General features: G+C 41.8%; 19 protein-coding genes and 2 pseudogenes. 6 read left to right on the top strand and 15 right to left on the bottom strand.

Annotated elements, in window-relative coordinates; all coding sequences use genetic code 11:
• Positions 1-176 precede the first annotated feature (176 nt).
• The 4 genes and pseudogenes from DBK98_RS06320 to DBK98_RS23570 all read right to left on the bottom strand — a co-directional run bounded on the left by DBK98_RS06320 (position 177) and on the right by DBK98_RS23570 (position 2,176).
• Complete coding sequence (locus tag DBK98_RS06320) at positions 177-1,064, bottom strand: DUF1573 domain-containing protein (RefSeq protein WP_005810850.1); 888 nt, start codon at positions 1,062-1,064, stop codon at positions 177-179.
• Complete coding sequence (locus DBK98_RS06315) at positions 1,064-1,291, bottom strand: NVEALA domain-containing protein (protein ID WP_005779008.1); 228 nt, start codon at positions 1,289-1,291, stop codon at positions 1,064-1,066. Before DBK98_RS06315 ends, DBK98_RS06320 begins: the two co-directional genes overlap by 1 nt.
• A 65-nt stretch (positions 1,292-1,356) precedes the next feature.
• Positions 1,357-1,734, bottom strand: a pseudogene (locus DBK98_RS06310) (hypothetical protein); the annotation flags it as partial.
• A gap of 52 nt (positions 1,735-1,786) precedes the next feature.
• The gene (locus tag DBK98_RS23570) at positions 1,787-2,176 is read right to left on the bottom strand and encodes a hypothetical protein (protein WP_032535549.1); all 390 of its coding nucleotides are present in this window, start codon (positions 2,174-2,176) and stop codon (positions 1,787-1,789) included.
• Positions 2,177-2,434: 258 nt separating this feature from the next.
• On the opposite strand from DBK98_RS23570, the gene DBK98_RS06300 reads away from it, so the two are divergent.
• Entirely contained in the window at positions 2,435-2,884 is a 450-nt protein-coding gene (locus DBK98_RS06300; RefSeq protein WP_080594400.1) for a transposase, read from the top strand.
• 54 nt (positions 2,885-2,938) lie between these two features.
• Here DBK98_RS06300 and DBK98_RS06295 read toward each other — a convergent pair whose 3' ends face one another.
• From DBK98_RS06295 to folP, 7 genes and pseudogenes are all read right to left on the bottom strand, one after another.
• Positions 2,939-3,997 (bottom strand): BF3164 family lipoprotein, encoded by a 1,059-nt coding sequence (locus DBK98_RS06295; RefSeq protein WP_032535545.1) that lies wholly within the window; start codon positions 3,995-3,997, stop codon positions 2,939-2,941.
• Positions 3,998-4,234: 237 nt separating this feature from the next.
• Positions 4,235-4,442 (bottom strand): annotated as a pseudogene (locus DBK98_RS23565) (hypothetical protein); the annotation flags it as partial.
• Positions 4,442-4,669, bottom strand: a complete 228-nt coding sequence (locus DBK98_RS06290) for an NVEALA domain-containing protein (protein ID WP_005779008.1) — start codon at positions 4,667-4,669, stop codon at positions 4,442-4,444. The pseudogene DBK98_RS23565 and the gene DBK98_RS06290, both read right to left, overlap by 1 nt.
• A gap of 65 nt (positions 4,670-4,734) precedes the next feature.
• The gene (locus DBK98_RS06285) at positions 4,735-5,805 is read right to left on the bottom strand and encodes a hypothetical protein (protein ID WP_005811871.1); all 1,071 of its coding nucleotides are present in this window, start codon (positions 5,803-5,805) and stop codon (positions 4,735-4,737) included.
• Complete coding sequence (locus tag DBK98_RS06280) at positions 5,802-6,029, bottom strand: hypothetical protein (protein WP_005811873.1); 228 nt, start codon at positions 6,027-6,029, stop codon at positions 5,802-5,804. The genes DBK98_RS06285 and DBK98_RS06280 overlap by 4 nt, the downstream gene beginning before the upstream one ends.
• Positions 6,030-6,448: 419 nt before the next feature.
• The gene (cdaA, locus tag DBK98_RS06275; RefSeq protein ID WP_005779023.1) at positions 6,449-7,213 is read right to left on the bottom strand and encodes a diadenylate cyclase CdaA; all 765 of its coding nucleotides are present in this window, start codon (positions 7,211-7,213) and stop codon (positions 6,449-6,451) included.
• A gap of 33 nt (positions 7,214-7,246) precedes the next feature.
• The gene (folP, locus tag DBK98_RS06270) at positions 7,247-8,107 is read right to left on the bottom strand and encodes a dihydropteroate synthase (protein ID WP_005779025.1); all 861 of its coding nucleotides are present in this window, start codon (positions 8,105-8,107) and stop codon (positions 7,247-7,249) included.
• A gap of 110 nt (positions 8,108-8,217) precedes the next feature.
• On the opposite strand from folP, the gene DBK98_RS06265 reads away from it, so the two are divergent.
• The gene (locus DBK98_RS06265) at positions 8,218-10,230 is read left to right on the top strand and encodes a HAMP domain-containing sensor histidine kinase (RefSeq protein WP_032535550.1); all 2,013 of its coding nucleotides are present in this window, start codon (positions 8,218-8,220) and stop codon (positions 10,228-10,230) included.
• A 77-nt stretch (positions 10,231-10,307) separates the two neighbouring features.
• On the opposite strand, the gene glsA is transcribed toward DBK98_RS06265, so the two are convergent.
• Positions 10,308-11,273 carry a glutaminase A gene (gene glsA / locus DBK98_RS06260; protein WP_005811878.1) on the bottom strand — a complete coding sequence of 322 codons (966 nt, stop codon included), beginning with the start codon at positions 11,271-11,273 and terminating at the stop codon, positions 10,308-10,310.
• 14 nt (positions 11,274-11,287) lie between these two features.
• A complete protein-coding gene (locus DBK98_RS06255; RefSeq protein ID WP_005779031.1) occupies positions 11,288-12,730 on the bottom strand; it encodes a glutamate decarboxylase in 1,443 nt (480 codons plus the stop codon).
• A 261-nt stretch (positions 12,731-12,991) separates the two neighbouring features.
• On the opposite strand from DBK98_RS06255, the gene DBK98_RS06250 reads away from it, so the two are divergent.
• Both DBK98_RS06250 and murF read left to right on the top strand, forming a co-directional pair.
• Positions 12,992-14,227: an MFS transporter gene (locus tag DBK98_RS06250; protein WP_005779036.1), complete on the top strand. Its 1,236-nt coding sequence runs from the start codon at positions 12,992-12,994 to the stop codon at positions 14,225-14,227.
• An 88-nt stretch (positions 14,228-14,315) separates the two neighbouring features.
• Positions 14,316-15,614, top strand: coding sequence for a UDP-N-acetylmuramoyl-tripeptide--D-alanyl-D-alanine ligase (murF, locus tag DBK98_RS06245; RefSeq protein ID WP_005811881.1), 1,299 nt, complete (start codon positions 14,316-14,318; stop codon positions 15,612-15,614).
• Positions 15,615-15,618: 4 nt separating this feature from the next.
• On the opposite strand, the gene DBK98_RS06240 is transcribed toward murF, so the two are convergent.
• Positions 15,619-16,011: a VanZ family protein gene (locus DBK98_RS06240; protein WP_005779039.1), complete on the bottom strand. Its 393-nt coding sequence runs from the start codon at positions 16,009-16,011 to the stop codon at positions 15,619-15,621.
• A 104-nt stretch (positions 16,012-16,115) separates the two neighbouring features.
• Between DBK98_RS06240 and DBK98_RS06235 the strand changes: the two genes are divergently transcribed.
• Positions 16,116-17,483: a sodium-dependent transporter gene (locus DBK98_RS06235; protein WP_005811883.1), complete on the top strand. Its 1,368-nt coding sequence runs from the start codon at positions 16,116-16,118 to the stop codon at positions 17,481-17,483.
• 2 nt (positions 17,484-17,485) lie between these two features.
• Complete coding sequence (locus DBK98_RS06230) at positions 17,486-18,388, top strand: helix-hairpin-helix domain-containing protein (protein ID WP_005811885.1); 903 nt, start codon at positions 17,486-17,488, stop codon at positions 18,386-18,388.
• Here DBK98_RS06230 and DBK98_RS06225 read toward each other — a convergent pair whose 3' ends face one another.
• Positions 18,389-19,039 (bottom strand): ABC transporter ATP-binding protein, encoded by a 651-nt coding sequence (locus tag DBK98_RS06225; protein ID WP_005779045.1) that lies wholly within the window; start codon positions 19,037-19,039, stop codon positions 18,389-18,391.

Below are 19,039 nucleotides of genomic sequence, written 5' to 3'. Positions count from 1 at the left end.
AGAAAAAAATATTATAACCCTTCATAGTAATAAATAAAAAGAAATGAAAAAAATATCGATAATAAGCACTCCAATAATTTCCCGCTTATCATTTCCACGGAAAAGCAATCCAATTGCCTTCTAAATCAAACTTTTTCCATAGGCTAACATTCTCCATATTTTTTTAAGGTTAACTATTAGTTTTCTTTATCAACCGCATTACCCCGAATCTTCAAACGTATTGGAGAGGTGGGAGTATTACAATATACAGTAATGGTCTTCTCAAAATGTTCGGGATGTTCTGCACGGTAAGTAACCTGAATATCAGCAGACTTCCCCGAAGGCACAGGTTCCTTGCTGTAAGTGACGGATGTACAGCCACACGAAGCATTTATGTCCTCGATAATCAGAAGATGATCGCCAAGATTCCGCAAACTAAAAGTAGCAGTCTGGGGAGTTTTCCAATCAAAATCGCCCATTTCATCGAGGTTTTTATCCAAAACCACTTTTGTTTGGGAGGAGGTAGCGACTCCGGTTTGCTGTCCGGTAATAATTTGCAAATAAAGGTCACGCACCTTTTTATTATGGACAGGATTACCAATCGCAATCACCCTGTTCTGACTGTCCAAAAGGAAAGTTTGAAAGTTCACATCCGAAGGGAAATGATTCAAAGCATCAAAACCTCCCTTTTCATCGATAAAAACCGGATAAAGGAATCGATCTCTTTTCAATAGAAAAGAGATTTCATTTTTGTTTTTCGGATGGAAAGCAAAGAGAAAAGATACCTTTCCATTTGCCATTGTGTCGACCATAGAAATGAAATATTTCCATGTAGGAAGTTGCAATTTACAACTGGTGCAGCCCACCGAATCCACGTAAGTCATTATGGTATATTCATTTTGGGGAAACGAATAACCGGCACTGTCCTTTCCCAAAACACTGAATGTCATATCAGCGGGATAGACAATCGTTCTACCCTCCCATTCGTGGATCAAACGGGATATTTGCTGCTCTTTGGTCTCTTTACATGAGCAAAGTGCCATCAGAAAGCATAAATAGCCGATAAGTTTAATGGGCCGTCCCATTATTCTTCACGGTATACTACCTCAACTTTCAGATATGTGAACGGACAGTCCACAGATCCGTCACCGAAACAGGCTATTTCTCCATCCGGGAACGACTCTCCTGTAGCCAAAGCCTCCACATTTTGCAATAGTAAACCGGCTTCTTGTACCTTTCCTTCTTTTCTCACAGAAACAAGACCTATTAACAATAGCCCGATAAGTCCAATAGTAATTTTTGCGTTTTTCATACTCTATGTTTTTATTGCAAAGGTATGGCTTATCTCGGCCACCGCCAGTGAGAAAGACTGATTTCTCACTGATTTTTCACTGATTTCTTACTATTTTCTGAACGAAAGTGGAGTTGATAGCCTCCATTTACCAAAGTAACACCAAGATTAGCCCCTATTTTACTTAAATCGGTACGTAAATCAGTAATCAGTCGGTTCCTGCGTTCCATACAAGAATCTACATCCTCTAATTCTTTCCAGAATAGTTTTTTCAGATCTTCATTCAACAGCAAATGATCGGGTTTAAGAAATGCCAGCAATACCTCAGCAACTCGTTTTCGGAGTATACAAGTCTGTTTACGATAAGTGATACTCCTCTCCAGATAATCAAATGTAAGTCCATTGACTTCCCAAACAAATTCACCTTTTTGTTGAGCTGGCAGTTGTGATGATTCAATAAATTCAAAACAACCAGTAAATGCCATCACCACACAACAGTCAGCTCTTTCCTTCCTTCTATTCTCTTTTCAACCGATAACGATATAACGAATCTTTCACCACACATGACACAACAAAAGAGACATCCTCTTCACTATCTAGGAGAATAAATGGAAATGCATCGGCAGAAAGACTAACCAAATGTTCACAATCAGGTAATTTATATCTATCATCAACTATAACCAGTACCAAGTCTGAGCCTTCAACAAGGTTACTTGATAATTCCACATCATCAAGCTTCTTCACAAACCGAAAGTATTTATACCCCTCATGCTTCCTATATACCGAATCAATTTTAGCCGATCGAAAATAAATTTCTTTAGAAGCAGCAAGACTTTTACTCACCACTTCCGTCATTAACACCCGAACTGCATCTGAATAAAAAAACAGATAACAAACGACTATCATGATAGCGAAAAAAAACCTGACAATTCTTTCTATTCACAATTATTGTTTTTAAGATATTTAGAAGCTGTTTTGAATTATAAAACATTAATATAACATATTATTTATCAGTAGATTAATTAAATATCATTTCTTAACTTTATGGCTACCAAAACATAAGTTATGAGTAATTATCCAACCAACCTAACTGATAAACAGTGGTAAGTTATAAAAAATATAGTAGAAACCAAAGAAAGGAAACGAAAACATCCTTTACGTAAGATGATAAATGCTATGCTGTACCTTACTAAGACCGCCTGTCAGTGGCGAATGCTTCTCAAGGAATTTGGCCCTTGGCAAACCATTTACTTCTATTTCCGTAAATGGAAGTTGGAAAGAGTCTTTGAGGAGTTGATGCACCATCTCCGAGAATCGGTCCGAAAAGCTTTTGGCAAAGCTATCAGCCCCATAGATTCCAAAACTGTAAGAACTTCTCATCACATTGATACGCTTGGCATAATTCCGGTGGTAGTTATTCACACTGCAAACATACTCAGGCCTGATGCCGCCAAACAGTTCACAGTACCATCCAAAAGATGGATTGTGGACAGAACTTTTTCATGGTTCGAAAGTTTTAGAAGGCTCAGTAAAGACAACGAAGTACTTCCAGAAACTTCACAAACCATGATATACCTAACAATGATACAAATGATGCTTAACAGGACCAAATGATAAATTCGAATATAGGGACTTAGTCGCAGCGAAATGCCCCACTCTCTTCTGAAATTATGGAATGTTATCGAACGATACTAAAGTAGGTTCAGGCATATTACCCAATCCTATTATTTTATGCAACTTCGTGCATAAAGCTATCCGGTATATTCTTTTATCTAATAATAATTTTGCAATAGGCAATCCTTTATAGTCGAAAATTAATATTTTGTTTGCCATTGATTTATGTGGGTCTTTAAAATCATAATCACTTAATAGCTGGTCTAAATATAATACATAAATATACTTGTCATCCATTGCTAAATCTAATACTTGTCCAAAACTTCTTTCTTTACTAAACAGAAGGTCGCTGTTTTTACATTCATAAAAAGATTTATCAAAATAAAAACTCCAATCTTTTATCATGACATCGTTTTCCAAATGGTATTTTGCAAGGTATGGCAATTTGTTAGGAGTAAATACCATATTGCCCTCATAAGCAGATAAACACCCCTTTAAATTCATTCGTGACGATTGCATAGACAATTCTCCTTCAATAGGAGAATTTCCAAATCTTTGTAATGGTTGTAAATTACTATCTAACAGCGAAAAGAAACTTCCATCTTTTCCGCATAATAGCGAAACAAAATGTCTGTCATCCAATTTCACAAAGTTATAATCTGCCGGATTTAGTTCACCTTTCTTACGCTTATAAGGTACTCTATTTCTTGATAACTCTTTAATAACCATACCATCTTTACTATCATTCAAAGACATTACAGCCAAAGTTTGCGTATTGATATCGTTCAAACCAAATGTGTTTTCATGAGCGTATGTAATCATCGGTTGAAGAAATTCACCCGGACCATTTCCTAAAGATCCATAAGCATATATTTTTTTCATTCCTGAAGGTATCGAATATACACTGCAAAAGTCCTTTTGGGCGATATGGGTCATTACTAAAAAAGTATCAACACAACCAATCCATCCCATATTAATCAATAATTCTGTATCTGATTGTTCGCATTTTACTTCTATTACCTTATCGAATGTTGAGATATTCGTATTATCCCTCAAATTACAGCTCGACAATAAGCATGAAAGAATTACTATAAAAAAGAACTGTTTCTGCATAGGTTTACATACTATGTGTGGAAAAATTATAGACATTTGTGCCAAAACATGACACTCATTCCTTTTAAGGTGGAATCAAAAACCTTTTCCTGTTTTGATAGAATTTGCTACTTTTGCACACATCACCTCCTTTCGTATTGGTTGATAATGATGGGGTATGAGGAGCTTCATTAACAAAGGTTGCAAGTCTGTGTATGTGTATTGAAGCTTCCTTTTCTCCCTTTGAAATATGCAAATCATTATGGTATATTCATTTTGAGGAAACGAATAGTCGGCACTGCCCTTTCCCAAAACACTGAATGTTATATCAATCAGCGGGATAGACAATCGTTCTACCTTCCCATTCGTGAATCAAACGGGATATTTGCTGCTCTTTGGTCTCTTTACATGAGCAAAGTGTCATCAGAAAGCATAAATAGCCGATAAGTTTAATGGGCCGTCCCATTATTCTTCACGGTATACTACCTCAACTTTCAGATATGTGAACGGACAGTCCACAGATCCGTCACCGAAACAGGCTATTTCTCCATCCGGAAACGACTCTCCTGTAGCCAAAGCCTCCACATTTTGCAATAGTAAACCGGCTTCTTGTACCTTTCCTTCTTTTCTCACAGAAACAAGACCTATTAGCAATAGCCCGATAAGTCCAATAGTAATTTTTGCGTTTTTCATACTCTATGTTTTTTTTGCAAAGGTATGGCTTATCCCGCCCACCGCCAGTGAGAAAGACTGATTTCTCACTGATTTTTCACTGATTTCTTACTATTTTCTGAACGAAAGTGGAGTTGATAGCCTCCATTTACCAAAGTAACACCAAGATTAGCCCCTATTTTCCTTAAATCAGTACGTAAATCAGTAATCAGTCGGTTCCTGCGTTCCATACAAGAATCTACATCCTCTAATTCTTTCCAGAATAGTTTTTTCAAATCTTCATTCAACAGCAAATGGCCGGGTGCTTTAAGAAATGCCAGCAATACCTCAGCAACTTGTTTTCGGAGTATACAAGTCTGTTTACGATAAGTGATACTCCTCTCCAGATAATCAAATGTAAGTCCATTGACTTCCCAAACAAATTCACTTTTTTGTTGAACAAGCGGTTGCGGCGATTTAACATGATTATCTACTATTCTGAACTTAGATAAAACTTGAACAAGAAAAAGACGAACACCCGGAACATAAAACAAACAAAAGATCAGTGAAAAAAGAACATAGCTCCAAGTCCAGATATTATTCCAATGCGCTTTTAAAATAACGCTCGCCCAAAAAGGTCTTATAAAAGCATCCATTTTTATACCATAACCGACCCCTGTACTATAGGCTAATAAAAAACAATCGGGTTCATTTAGCCCACTCGATGCCGATATCCGCTCTCCGTTCTTTAGAGAATTTGTTAGTTTTATTCCGGTCTTAGCACAGATTCCATCCATACGAAGTTTCAACTGCCATTTCTGATTCAGAGAATCTACATGAATAGGGTTTCGTTCTATCAGGAAAGATTGCTTGGCTTTCTGTATAAAAGATGTATCCGTATAAACAGTATCAATGGCAAATTGACATACATTGCAAGTCCCACTTTTATCTGTAAGGGTTACTTTCTTATGCTTTGTTTGTTTCTTTCCGGTAGCGTACGCATGATTGGGATTCAATTTTCGGAATCTACATTCCAAGTCTTCATCAATTGTACGCAACAAGAGTTTTTGTGCACTTGCATTTACAATAGGCAGACCCATACGATAAAGATAGGATCCAAAAGTAATTGTAACCCCTATCCAAAGTAAAGCAAATAAGATACTATAAATAAATTTCATTGTTCATCATTTTCTTTTGCAAAGAAAATCAAAAAAAGAGTTGATTGCAAATAAAATATAATTTTTCTACCTCCAGTTTCATCTATAAATCTTATCAATAACAGTCCGGCATTATCCAACTGAGCTACATGCAAATACACTATTGATTCATTACTCTTCACACAATTTCCCAAAGACCTTTCCCCCTGCACAAATAAGGAAGAGACCAACTTGATTTCCCCCATATCATAAACCTTTATGAACAAGATAATTACCATTTTTCATACGATCTTTACTCCGGCCCGCATACGTGGGCTCATGGGCCCGCATACCGGGGCTCATCGGCCCACGTACCCGGGCTCATGGGCACAGACATGCGGGCCCGGATAAGATTCAGACCATTTTCGCTAAAGATACTAAGGAAAACAAAATGCTTTTATAGGTATAAGCAGAAAGAACAGCCCACCCATCATGCTATATATAAATAGATTACGCTTATTTCCTTTACTAAAATGAAGGGTGGAAGATGGAAGATAGGGGTGGAAGATAAAAGCCCTTAAAAACAGCATCTTCCACCCGCTAAGAGTCTGTTTATCAGAACCAAAATTCTTAAAAGGTGGAAGATGGAAGATCGAAATGCATTTTTTGTATGAGAGCGTGATATTTAGCTTTCCTTTGTCAGCAGACTTTCAAGTTCTTCAGCACTCTGGCGAAGATAGAACTGTCCGCGCCATGCAACAGAAATTGCTCCGGTTTCTTCGGAAACGATAATGGCTAAAGCATCCGAGACTTGAGATATGCCCATTGCTGCCCGATGACGGAGTCCCAGTTCTTTGGGTATATCCAAATTATGTGACACAGGAAGAATACATCCGGCAGCTTTGATACGCTTCTTACTGATTACCATTGCACCGTCATGCAAAGGACTGTTCTTAAAGAAAATATTCTCTATCAGGCGCTGGTTGATATTGGCATCGATAATCTCACCGGTACGAATGACATCGTCAAGAGGGACATTACGTTCCATCACGATCAAGGCCCCCACCTTCTGCTTTCCCATACTGATACAGGCCATCACGATGGGCATGATATCATCATGCTGAAGTTTTTCTTTTTTATTTCCGGTAAGGAAACGTACCAAGGCACTGGCATGTTGATGCGAACCGAGCGTGAGAAGGAAACGCCTGATCTCATCCTGAAACAAAACGATCAGTGCCAATACTCCCACGCTTACCAACTTATCGAAAATAGAACCGAGGAGTTTCATCTCGAGCACTTGCGAAACAACCAGCCAGATAAGGATAAACACCAGAATACCGGTAAACACATTGATAGATCCGGAGGCTTTCATCAGCTTGTATGTATAGTAAAGCAGGAAAGCCACCAACAGGATATCAATAAAATCTTTTATGCCAAATTCAAAAAACACGGATTAAAATATTAAGAGTTAAATATTCGGATATCAGGAATGAAACGATACGCTTTTCAGTTTTTCAATCAACCGGACCGCCTCCACTGCTTCACGTACATCATGGACACGTAGTATATCGGCTCCCTTCATCAATGCCACCGTATCGAGCACAGTCGTCCCGTTGAGTGCCTCTTGCGGAGTAGCTCCGAACAAGCGATAAATCATCGATTTGCGCGAGACTCCTACCAACAAAGGCAATTCGAAGATACCGAACTCCTCCAGATGTGCCATCAGTTCGTAATTATGCTCCAGTGTTTTGCCAAAACCGAAACCGGGATCAAGAATAATATCTTTCATCCCCAAATCACGCAACTGCCGGACTTTCCGTGCAAAATACATAAAAACCTCTTTCAACAAGTTTTCATAGTGGGGTTCCTTCTGCATGTTCTGGGGAGTGCCCTGCATATGCATCATGATATAGGGAACGTTCAGACGGGCTACGGTTGGGAACATCTGCTCGTCCATCTCACCCGCCGAAATATCGTTGATAATGGCGGCTCCATACTCCTCGACACACTGCCGCGCCACTTCGGCACGGAATGTATCCACGGAAATAATAGCATCCGGGTGATTACGGTTCAATATTTCCAGCCCGGTACGCAGCCTTTGCATCTCTTCTTCCGGTGAGATATGCTCGGCATTGGAACGTGACGAATAAGCACCGATATCAATAATTGATGCACCTTCATCCAATATCTGACATGCACGCGCAGCGATCTCGGCTTCAGTCCGGCTACGGCTGCCTGCATAAAAAGAATCGGGCGTGACGTTGAGTATTCCCATGACCTGCGGAGTGGAAAGATCGAGTAAACGTCCGTTTACATTCAGACTTTTGAGAATCGTTGAATCCATTTTCTGTTTTTACAGTTGATTGTCGCAAAGATAAAGAAAAATAAATGTCCCTATGCTATCTGCACACTAAAAATAAAGTTATCTTTGCAGGTATCAAGACTACTGAAACAATGTTTATCAAATTATGCCGTCACATCATATTACCTATACTGGTTTTGTTCTGCTTTCAATATCAGACAAGAGCTGAACACACGCTTACAAAGACGGACAGCGTTTTGCGTAGCTACTTCTTAAAATGTAAGGCAGAAATCAACAGTCCGGCTTTCCTGCAAATAAACGATACCCTTGCCCGCCTGTCAAAACAGAAAAAGGACAGACACATGGAAGCTGTTGCCGCTTCGCTGAAGCTGGACTATTATTATTATAAAAATGATCTCGACAGCATTCTGATTGAAGTAGAGAACGTGAAAAAGATAAGCAAACAGAACGGGCAGTTGAAATACTTCTATTTTGCCTGGGGAAGCCGGCTGATTATTTATTACATAAAGCAACATCAAACCAGTACGGCCATTTATGAGGCGCAAAAAATGCTCCGGTCGGCCGAAGCTGATAATTTCATCCCCGGAATCGTACAGTGTTATCGGGCATTGGCAACCATTTATATGACTCAGTCGAATCCCAAACTGGCATATGAGAATTTCAAAAAACAAATAGAGCTTATCGAGCAAAACGGAATAGAAGACATCAACCTGCCTACCCAATACGCATCGCTTGCCCAGTGTGCCCTTGAATTGCACCAACCTGAGGATGCCAAAAAAGCGCTGGACGAAGGAAGCAAAAAGATAAAAAGTGCCTATCAGAATTTTACAATAAACAAGGCTTACATTCTGTACTACATCGAAACGAAAGAATACGATAAAGCGAAGAAAATACTTCGGAAGATGGAACAACTATTCGAAGAGGACAAAACACTTACCATCTACAGAAACGGATTATACTATGTACAGACTGAGTATTACCTGGCTACCGGAGAATATAATAAAGCGCTCGAAGTGATCGACCGGATCAAAGCCGACTCTCTCTTTTCAAACAAATACTTGAACTACAGCATCACTCAAAAAGAAGGAAATATTTACTGGGCAATGAACGATAGAGCACGGGCGGCCCAATTTTACCGGGACTACATCCTGGCTACAGATTCGATACGCACCCAGGAAATACAGAACTCTACCAGTGAGTTCTACGCCATCCTGGAGGTAGAACAGTTACAGAAAGAAAAAAGCGATTTGCTGCTTCACATGCAAGAGGAAAAGCTACAGACTATTTATACAATCCTGATCTCACTCGTTGTCGTCCTGTTAGTAGTAGCAATGATGTTCTGCCGCATTTCTAAACTGAATCAGAAATTAAAGAAGTCGGAAGCAATTGTGGTACAACAGAACAAGGAATTGACAGAAAACGGTGAGGAGCTGCGCAAAGCCAAAGAACGTGCGGAAACTGCAAGCCAGATGAAAACAACATTCATCCAAAGTATGTCACACGAAATACGTACGCCGTTGAATGCGATTGTAGGATTCTCGCAAGTACTGAGTGCTTACTTTAAAAACGAAGATGAAACAAAAGAGTATGCCTCTATCATAGAGACAAGCAGCACTAACTTATTGCGGCTTGTGAGTGACGTACTCGACATTTCGTATCTTGATCAGTCGGAAGAATTGCCATACAATAAACCCGACGACATCAACAATTGCTGCCAGACAAGTATCGAGCGGTCAAGAGATTCTGTGAAACCGGGGGTCAGCCTTTACTTTGAACCACAATGCAGACAGCTCACCATATTGACTAATCCGACAAGAGTAGCGCAAGTACTGACCCATTTGCTACACAACGCAGCTAAATTTACGGATAGAGGAAGCATTATTCTGGCCTACACTATAGCGGAAAGTCCAAGCCGGATCATATACACCGTTACCGATACGGGAAAAGGCATTCCTGCAGAACAACAGGAATATGTATTCGAGCGTTTTGCCAAACTGAACGACTTTTCTCAAGGTACCGGACTGGGACTCCCGATATGCCGTATTATCGCAGAAAAGTTAGGTGGCAGCCTCATCATAGATAAGGAATATACAGGAGGATGCCGTTTTATCTTCACCCTTCCTTTGATCCGGGCCAATGTGTGAAAAGAAAAAGGTTGCCCCTCAGGCGGAAACCGCCCTCGGAGCAACCTAAACAAAAAAACGGTAAAGCGTTACCGCTACTACTCAACAATGGTTACTCTTGCACCATTGAATACATTCAACCCCAACTTGTTCATGATGTATTTAATGGCCAACTGTGCTTTCACAGAGTTGCCCGAACCATCCAAAGGAGGTGCAAAGGCAGAAATACCGAATACGCCCGGCAATACCCCCATCACACCACCACCTACACCGGTCTTGGCAGGAATACCAGAAGTATACATCCAGTCACCCGAATGTTCGTAGAAACCTACGGTGGCAATCATAGAAGTGATTTTAGGAGTCAGTTCGGCATCGAACACCTGCTTCTTGGTAACAGGATTCACACCACCATTGGCAACCGTACCGGCAGCCACCGACAACATCTGTGCAGTAACTCCCAAAGAGCACTGACGGGTATAGAGGTCGAGCGACATATTCGGATCATCATAGATACGGTTATAATTCTTCAGCAGCCAGGCAATGGAACGGTTGTTGAAGTTGGTAGCTGTTTCCGACTTATAGAGTTCTTCAATCAACTGTGGAGCAGAGCCGCAAAGATCGGTAATATTCTGTACAATCGCATCCCACTTCTTATCGGAATTACCAACCGGCGTCACCATGGAACAAGCAGAGATAGCTCCGGCATTGACCAACGGAGTAGACGGATGATCATTCTCCAATAAGATGGCGATGATAGAATTGAAAGGCAGTCCGGTAGCATCCGCTCCAATCATTTCCAACACCTTCTGCGCCCCGTATTGACGGAGAATCAGAATGGCTGTATGTACTTTAGATACGGATTCGATACCGAAACGATAGTCAAAATCACCTACGGTAATAGTTTGACCATTCAGCAAACAGACACTGATACCAAAAAGGTTCTTGTCAATATTAGCAAGATAGGGAATATAATCGGCATTCTTACCACCGGTATTACCCTTAACTTGCTCATAAGCCTGTTGTACTACCTCTTTTATTTGGGAAATAGATATTTTTTTGTCCATACCAATAATGTTATTTATTTCTTAGCAACTTGCGGTTTACCGGTATGGTTAAACACTTTGGTTTCTACCGGCAAATTCTTTTCCTGGGCGATACGAGTGGTTGTCGGGTATTCCAGTTTTTCAAGTTCGGTAATAGCATTCTTGATATCTCCCAACAGCATATCGGCCATATCCCGGCTGAATCCCTGACGAACTACCACACGCATAACCACATAATTCTCCAGTTTAGAAGGCAGTGTATATGCCGGAACCATCCAGCCGTGCTGAGCCAGTTTATCCTGCAAATCATAAAGAGTCCATTTGGCGTTCTTTGCATATTCCGGTTTCATGTACCAGATAAACAACGGGTTCACTACATCTTCAGAGTAGTTGACAAACGGAGCCATCTTAGCGATCTGGCTGTGGATATATTTAGCTATTTGCAGAGAGTTATACTGTACTTCCTTGTAACCCTGGAATCCTAAACGGATGAATTGATAATACTGTCCCAGAATCTGAGCAGCCGGACGTGAGAAGTTCAAACCTACCTGAGTAATGTTAGCTCCTAAATAGTTTACGCTGAAAGCCATTTCTTCGGGCAGATATTCTTTACCTTTCCAGACAACCCAACCTAACCCCGGATATACAAGACCGAACTTATGACCGGATACACTGATAGAGAGTACCCATTTCAGGCGGAAGTCCCACTTGGTTTCCGGATACAGGAACGGAAGGATAAAGCCACCGCTGGCGGCGTCTACGTGAATAGGAATGTCATAACCGGTCTTAGCGTTATAAGCATCGAGGGCTTTGTCAAGCGCTTCAACGTCGTCATTCAGGCCTGTCCATGTAACACCCTGGATAGGAACTACACAAATTGTATTTTCATCACACATCTTCAAGGCTTCTTCCGGATCGAGTGTGGTCTTGTCCAATGTCAGAGGAACCTGACGCATCTCAATTTGCCATAACTGCGCAAATTTCTCCCAAACTACCTGAAAGCCGGTTGAAATCACAAAGTTTGGTTTGTCAAACGGTTTGCCCTGTGCCTGACGTTTTTTACGCCAACGCAGCCAAGCTGCAACACCACCCAACATACAGGCTTCTGAAGAACCGATAGCCAGCGCACCTGTCTTCCAGGTATCTTTCTCCGGAGAATTCCACAAGTTGGCTACAATGTTGATACATTTACCATTCATTACGGCAATACGCGGGTATTCTGTCTCGTCAATATAGTTGATATTGATAGCTTCATTCATCAGCTTCGTTGCATAGTCATCCATATAAGTAGTCACGAATGTAGCAAGATTCAGACGGGGCTGAGTTTGAGCAAAAGTTTCGTCCTTCACCATCTGGTAGGCGATTTCCGGAGTCGTAGGTCCATCAGGTATTTTCTCCACCGGAGAGGGTTGCAACATTTTGTTTGAACCAAATACATCGGTTTTAGCATCACCTTTTCTGAAATTTAAATCTTCCATAATTACTCTTATTTTTAATTGGGTTTAGGCGATGGGGATTTTCCCCGTCGAATTTCCCACAACAACATCGAAAGGATATGAAAGTTCTTCGGTTTTACATTATTTGGCGTTTATTAAAAAGGGAGGGAGACGGAAAAGTTAATAAGTTATCTTCAATCCTGCAGGAAGATATCCCAACACACTTTCTGCTGCTTAGATGCCGAACATTCTGACGAATCGTTTGTTCTTCACACACCTAAACTTTATAATACCTATACAACTATGCGTATTCAAACTGGCCAAGGGACTATACCCCTTATCACCCTTATCGGCATCTGGTCTATCTCGGCCCTGAATGCCCTACCCGGTCTGGCGGTTTCTCCTATTTTGGGGAAGCTATCCGTCATCTTTCCACACTCCACCGAACTGGACATACAGATGCTTTCGTCTCTGCCCTCACTACTGATTATCCCATTTATCCTTCTGGCGGGCAAACTGACCGAACGGGTCAATTTCATACATCTATTACAAGCCGGGCTTGCCATCTTTGCCTTAAGCGGAATACTTTATCTACTTTCGGGACAAATGTGGCAACTGATTGCTGTAAGTGCTTTACTGGGAGTAGGATCGGGGCTGATCGTTCCGTTGTCCACCGGCCTGATCTCAAAATACTTCACCGGTTCATATCGTGTGAAACAGTTCGGATTAAGTTCCGCCATTACGAATATAACCCTTGTGATAGCTACGGTGGTCACCGGATATCTGGCTGAAGTCAACTGGCATCTGCCATTTGTGGTCTACCTGTTGCCGATTGTCTCACTTATCCTGTCAGTATATCTGCAACGCAGCATGGCAAGCGAAGGAAGCACCTCACTTACCAATGATAAAGATACGGCAAGCCAAGAGGAGGATGTAGATACGGGAAACAGTAAATACGGCATTCATATCCGCCATCTTGCAGGAATCATGTCTGTTTACGGGCTTGCCACTTTCCTGGTACTGGTAGTCAGTTTCAACCTGCCGTTCCTGATGGAAGAATATCATTTCACCAGCGGTAACTCCGGCATTATGATCTCACTCTTTTTTCTGGCCATCATGGCTCCCGGCTTCTTTTTAAGTCGCATCGTTGGTACACTGAAGGAGAAAACTAAATTCTACAGCTTCCTCAGTATCGGCATCGGGCTGGCACTGATCTGGATCTCACCCAAGGAATGGATGATAGCTCCGGGATGTATCTTGGTAGGATTGGGATACGGAGTCATTCAACCTGTTGTCTACAATCAGACAACCCACACGGCAATCCCCCGCAAAGTGACATTGGCATTGGCATTTGTGATGGCGATGAATTACCTCGCCATCCTGTTGTGCCCTTTCATTATCGATTTCTTCCAATCGACCGTGTTTCATATCAAATCCCAACAGTTTGCTTTTGTATTCAATTTATGTATCAGCATTGTGATGCTCGTCATTTCTTATACCAAACGAAATTCGTTCCTGTTTAATGATAATCTGAAATAGAAAATGTAATTTTGCAGCAACAACAGAAGAGGGTGTTACTAAAGTCTGTGATGAGCTTTTGCAACACCCTCCGTAAAAACGGATTATTATGAAACTTTCTGCTCTCTACCAGATATTCCTGGATTGTGCCGTAGTGACCACCGACAGCCGTAACTGCCCTGAAGGTTCACTGTTTATTGCCTTGAAAGGCGAATCGTTCAACGGAAATGCTTTTGCCGCCCAGGCTCTGAAGGACGGTTGTGCCTATGCTGTGGTGGATGAAGCGGAATATGCTCCGGAAGATAATAAACACATCATACTTGTGGACAACTGTCTGCAAACCCTGCAACAACTTGCCAATTACCATCGCCGGCAGTTGGGTACGAAAGTGATCGGTATCACCGGAACCAACGGTAAGACGACGACTAAAGAATTGATTTCTGCTGTTCTGGCGAAAGCCCACAATGTGCTTTACACGGAAGGTAACCTGAACAACCACATTGGCGTACCGATGACCTTGCTTCGCCTAAAGGCGGAACACGACCTGGCAGTGATCGAGATGGGGGCTAACCATCCGGGAGAGATTAAGTTTCTGGTACATATTGCTGAACCGGATTATGGAATCATCACCAACGTGGGTAAGGCCCATTTAGAGGGTTTCGGTTCATTCGAAGGAGTGATTCGGACAAAAGGTGAATTATATGACTACCTCCGTGAGAAGGATGATTCTACCGTATTCATCCACCATGATAATGTTTATCTGATGGACATCGCACGGGGGCTGAACCTGATTCCTTACGGAAGTGAAAATTCGCTGTACGTCAACGGCCACGTAACCGGTAATTCTCCTTACCTGACTTTCGAATGGAAAGCAGGCAAAGATGGAAATTTACATCAGGTACAAACACAACTTATCGGTGAATATAACTTTCCGAATGCACTGGCTGCCGTCACGATCGGACGATTCTTTGGAGTAGAATCCTCAAAGATAGATGAAGCTTTGGCCGGATATACTCCCCGCAACAACCGTTCGCAACTAAAAAAGACCGCGGATAATACACTGATTATAGATGCTTACAATGCCAATCCGACCAGTATGATGGCCGCTCTGCAGAACTTCCGTAACATGACTGTGGAACGGAAAATGCTGATATTAGGTGATATGCGCGAGTTAGGAGCAGAAAGCGCAGCCGAACACCATAAAATCGTAGAATACCTGCAAGAGTGTTCGTTTGAAAAAGTCCTGCTGGTAGGAGAATTATTTGCATCAACCAATCCTCCCTATCCTACATATGCTAACGCACAGGAATTAATAAAGGACTTGCAAACGGAAAAACCCCAAGGCTACACCATCCTGATTAAAGGCTCAAATGGCATTAAGCTAAGTACGGTCGTAGAGTTCCTATAATAAGTTACTTTGGGTCTACCATCCGTGGACGAACTACAAAATACCCTATCAGACTGGCCAATACCGCTCCTGTGGTATTGGCTGCAAAGTCCAACCAATCTCCTCCGCGATAAGTAGTGCAATATTCCTGTAGCAATTCTACACATCCACTGAATAATACAGGACAAACGAAAGCTCCTACCCATGCATGCCATATCGGGGTATGATCTCTACGGTGTGCCCGCAAAAACTCCAGCCACAACATACCGGACATGCCGAAGTACATACAAATATGAACAATCTTATCGATATTAGGAATTTTACTGATCTCCGTTGAAGGAGGTTTAAAGAACGATAAATAGATGACCGCAAGAATAATAAAGAGCGATACGGGATATTTCTTAATATAAGATAGCATACCTAAATAAATTACAGATGAGTCGCAAATATAAGGAACATTTTCTATATTTGCACGTTTAAAACAATAAAATCTATCGAATTGTAAGATAACATACGCTTTCTATGACAAAAAAAGACAGGGGTAATTTTGGTAGTAAATTAGGTGTGATATTAGCTTCTGCAGGTTCAGCTGTCGGGCTGGGTAATATATGGAGATTCCCTTATGAAACAGGTAATCATGGAGGAGCTGCTTTTATCCTTATTTACCTGGGATGTATCCTTCTACTGGGATTACCTATTATGATAGCCGAATTCTTAATCGGACGACACTCACAAGCCAACACCGCCCGTGCCTACCAGATACTGGCTCCGGGCACTCAATGGCGTTGGGTAGGGCGAATGGGAGTTTTGGCAGGATTCCTTATTCTTGGCTATTACTCCGTAGTAGCAGGATGGACATTAGAGTATATATTTGAGGCTGTCAGCAATAGTTTTGCAGGTAAAACTCCGGCAGAGTTCATCTCTTCTTTCCAAAGCTTCTCCAGCAATCCCTGGCGTCCGGCCTTGTGGCTCACTCTGTTTTTACTCGCTACCCACTTCATCATTGTAAAAGGAGTGGAGAAGGGTATCGAAAAGTCATCCAAAATTATGATGCCGACCCTTTTCATCATTATTCTTGTATTGGTGGGATGTTCCGTCACTTTACCCGGAGCAAGCAGAGGCATCGAATTTCTACTGAAACCGGATTTCAGCAAAGTGGACGGTAACGTGTTTCTGGGAGCTATGGGACAGGCATTCTTTTCGCTTAGTCTGGGCATGGGATGTCTATGTACCTATGCTTCTTATTTCAGCAAAGACACCAACCTAACCCGGACTGCTTTCAGTGTAGGCATTATCGATACATTTGTAGCTGTACTGGCGGGATTTATCATCTTCCCTGCGGCTTTCTCGGTAGGCATCCAGCCGGATGCAGGTCCAAGCTTGATCTTCATCACCCTGCCCAATGTATTCCAACAGGCTTTCAGTGGAATACCTGTCCTGGCATACATCTTTTCGGTGATGTTTTACGTATTGTTGGCATTGGCGGCCCTTACTTCTACCATCTCGTTGCATGAAGTAGTAACGGCCTACTTACACGAAGAATTCAACTTTACCCGGGGAAAAGCGGCCCGGTTGGTGACTGCCGGTTGTATTCTGCTGGGGATACTCTGTTCACTCTCTTTGGGAGTTACCAAAGATTTCACCATATTCGGATTAGGCATGTTTGACTTATTTGACTTCGTGACCGCCAAACTGATGTTGCCGTTAGGAGGATTGCTTATCTCCATCTTTACCGGATGGTATCTGGACAAGAAGCTTGTCTGGTCGGAAATAACCAATAATGGTACACTGAAAGTACCTATCTATAAACTGATTATCTTTATTCTGAAATATGTAGCCCCGATTGCCATTTCAGTAATCTTCATCAATGAACTGGGGCTGCTGAAATAAAAATGTGGAAAAACTTCTTTTACTTTACACGTACAGAACGGCAAGGTATCCTGATACTTGCCGTTTTGTGTATACTGGTATTCATTGGCGGATGGTTGATACCCGACAAAGAGAATACCGCCACGAACGATACTGAGAAATTCAAAAAGGAATATGCAGAGTTCATGGCCTCCATACAAGAGAAAAAAGAAAGAGGATATACACACAACAGCCACTTCCGGCACCGACGGGAAATAGTTCTGGCACCTTTCGATCCTAACACAATAGATTCTACAGGATTTCTCAACTTAGGGATTCCTGCATGGATGGCAAAGAATATACTCAGATACAGAAATAAAGGAGGAAAATTCCGCCGGGTAGAAGACTTCCGGAAAGTATATGGACTGACACAAGAACAATACGCCACTCTCCAGCCTTATATCCGTATAGCTCCGATCATAGAACAAAAAGATACATTTCACCTCTACATCCGGAAAGCGGAGAAGGATACACTGAAAGACTTTAAATACGAAGCCGGAACAGTAGTCGAACTGAACCAGGCAGATACTACAGAATTGAAAAAGATTCCCGGCATCGGTAGTGGGATTGCGCGTATGATAACAGGATATCGCAAACGATTGGGTGGATTCTACGATATAGCCCAGTTGGAAGAGATACATCTCGATGTGGATAAACTCCGTCCCTGGCTCTGTGTGACAGCCGGAACGACTCAACGAATAAACCTCAACAAAGCCGGCATTGAACGACTCAGAGCTCATCCCTATATCAACTTTTATCAAGCCAAAGTAATCGTAGAATACAGAAAGAAAAAAAGAACATTGAAGAGCCTGAAACAATTATCCCTTTACGAAGAATTCACGACTCAAGATCTGGAACGGATCAGTCATTACGTCTGTTTTGAATAATCAGATGATCTTTCCATCCACCATATGAATCGTACGGTCGGTGATTTTTGCTAATGTTTCGTCATGTGTCACAATCACAAAGGTTTGTCCAAACCGGTTTCTCAGATCAAAAAAGAGTTGATGCAGTTCTTCCTTGTTATGGGTGTCCAGACTTCCCGAAGGTTCATCGGCCAGAATAACCGCCGGCTGATTGATCAATGCACGAGCTACAGCCACCCGTTGTTTTTCTCCGCCCGAAAGTTCATTAGGCTTATGTGATGCACGCTCCGTCAATCCCATAAAATCAAGTATCTCCATGGCATGTATAGAAGCTTCTTTGGTAGACACACCCGCAATAAATGCAGGGATCATCACATTTTCCAATGCCGTGAACTCAGGCAGTAATTGATGGAACTGGAACACAAAGCCAATGTGTGTGTTCCGGAAAGCAGAAAGTTCCTTCTCCTTCATCTTGCTTACGTTCGTACCATCAACATTTATCGTACCTGTATCCGGACTATCCAAAGTCCCCATAATCTGAAGCAGTGTGGTCTTTCCGGCTCCGCTGGGACCTACGATACTTACTATCTCTCCTTTGGCTATCTCCAGATCTATCCCTTTCAACACCTGCAACGAACCGAAACTCTTGGTTATACCTTCTAAATGAATCAT

Source organism: Bacteroides sp. PHL 2737 (genome assembly GCF_004115325.2).
GTDB lineage: Bacteria > Bacteroidota > Bacteroidia > Bacteroidales > Bacteroidaceae > Bacteroides > Bacteroides hominis.
This window is presented reverse-complemented; position numbering and strand designations above follow the sequence as displayed.

Coding starts and splice junctions, on each gene's coding strand:
- DBK98_RS06320 (WP_005810850.1), bottom strand. CDS start 1,064: ATGGGACGGCCCATTAAACTTATCGGCTATTTATGCTTTCTGATGGCA.
- DBK98_RS06315 (WP_005779008.1), bottom strand. CDS start 1,291: ATGAAAAACGCAAAAATTACTATTGGACTTATCGGGCTATTGTTAATA.
- DBK98_RS23570 (WP_032535549.1), bottom strand. CDS start 2,176: ATGATAGTCGTTTGTTATCTGTTTTTTTATTCAGATGCAGTTCGGGTG.
- DBK98_RS06300 (WP_080594400.1), top strand. CDS start 2,435: ATGATAAATGCTATGCTGTACCTTACTAAGACCGCCTGTCAGTGGCGA.
- DBK98_RS06295 (WP_032535545.1), bottom strand. CDS start 3,997: ATGCAGAAACAGTTCTTTTTTATAGTAATTCTTTCATGCTTATTGTCG.
- DBK98_RS06290 (WP_005779008.1), bottom strand. CDS start 4,669: ATGAAAAACGCAAAAATTACTATTGGACTTATCGGGCTATTGCTAATA.
- DBK98_RS06285 (WP_005811871.1), bottom strand. CDS start 5,805: ATGAAATTTATTTATAGTATCTTATTTGCTTTACTTTGGATAGGGGTT.
- DBK98_RS06280 (WP_005811873.1), bottom strand. CDS start 6,029: ATGGGGGAAATCAAGTTGGTCTCTTCCTTATTTGTGCAGGGGGAAAGG.
- folP (WP_005779025.1), bottom strand. CDS start 8,107: ATGGATTCAACGATTCTCAAAAGTCTGAATGTAAACGGACGTTTACTC.
- DBK98_RS06265 (WP_032535550.1), top strand. CDS start 8,218: ATGTTTATCAAATTATGCCGTCACATCATATTACCTATACTGGTTTTG.
- glsA (WP_005811878.1), bottom strand. CDS start 11,273: ATGGACAAAAAAATATCTATTTCCCAAATAAAAGAGGTAGTACAACAG.
- DBK98_RS06255 (WP_005779031.1), bottom strand. CDS start 12,730: ATGGAAGATTTAAATTTCAGAAAAGGTGATGCTAAAACCGATGTATTT.
- DBK98_RS06250 (WP_005779036.1), top strand. CDS start 12,992: ATGCGTATTCAAACTGGCCAAGGGACTATACCCCTTATCACCCTTATC.
- murF (WP_005811881.1), top strand. CDS start 14,316: ATGAAACTTTCTGCTCTCTACCAGATATTCCTGGATTGTGCCGTAGTG.
- DBK98_RS06240 (WP_005779039.1), bottom strand. CDS start 16,011: ATGCTATCTTATATTAAGAAATATCCCGTATCGCTCTTTATTATTCTT.
- DBK98_RS06235 (WP_005811883.1), top strand. CDS start 16,116: ATGACAAAAAAAGACAGGGGTAATTTTGGTAGTAAATTAGGTGTGATA.
- DBK98_RS06230 (WP_005811885.1), top strand. CDS start 17,486: ATGTGGAAAAACTTCTTTTACTTTACACGTACAGAACGGCAAGGTATC.
- DBK98_RS06225 (WP_005779045.1), bottom strand. CDS start 19,039: ATGATTCATTTAGAAGGTATAACCAAGAGTTTCGGTTCGTTGCAGGTG.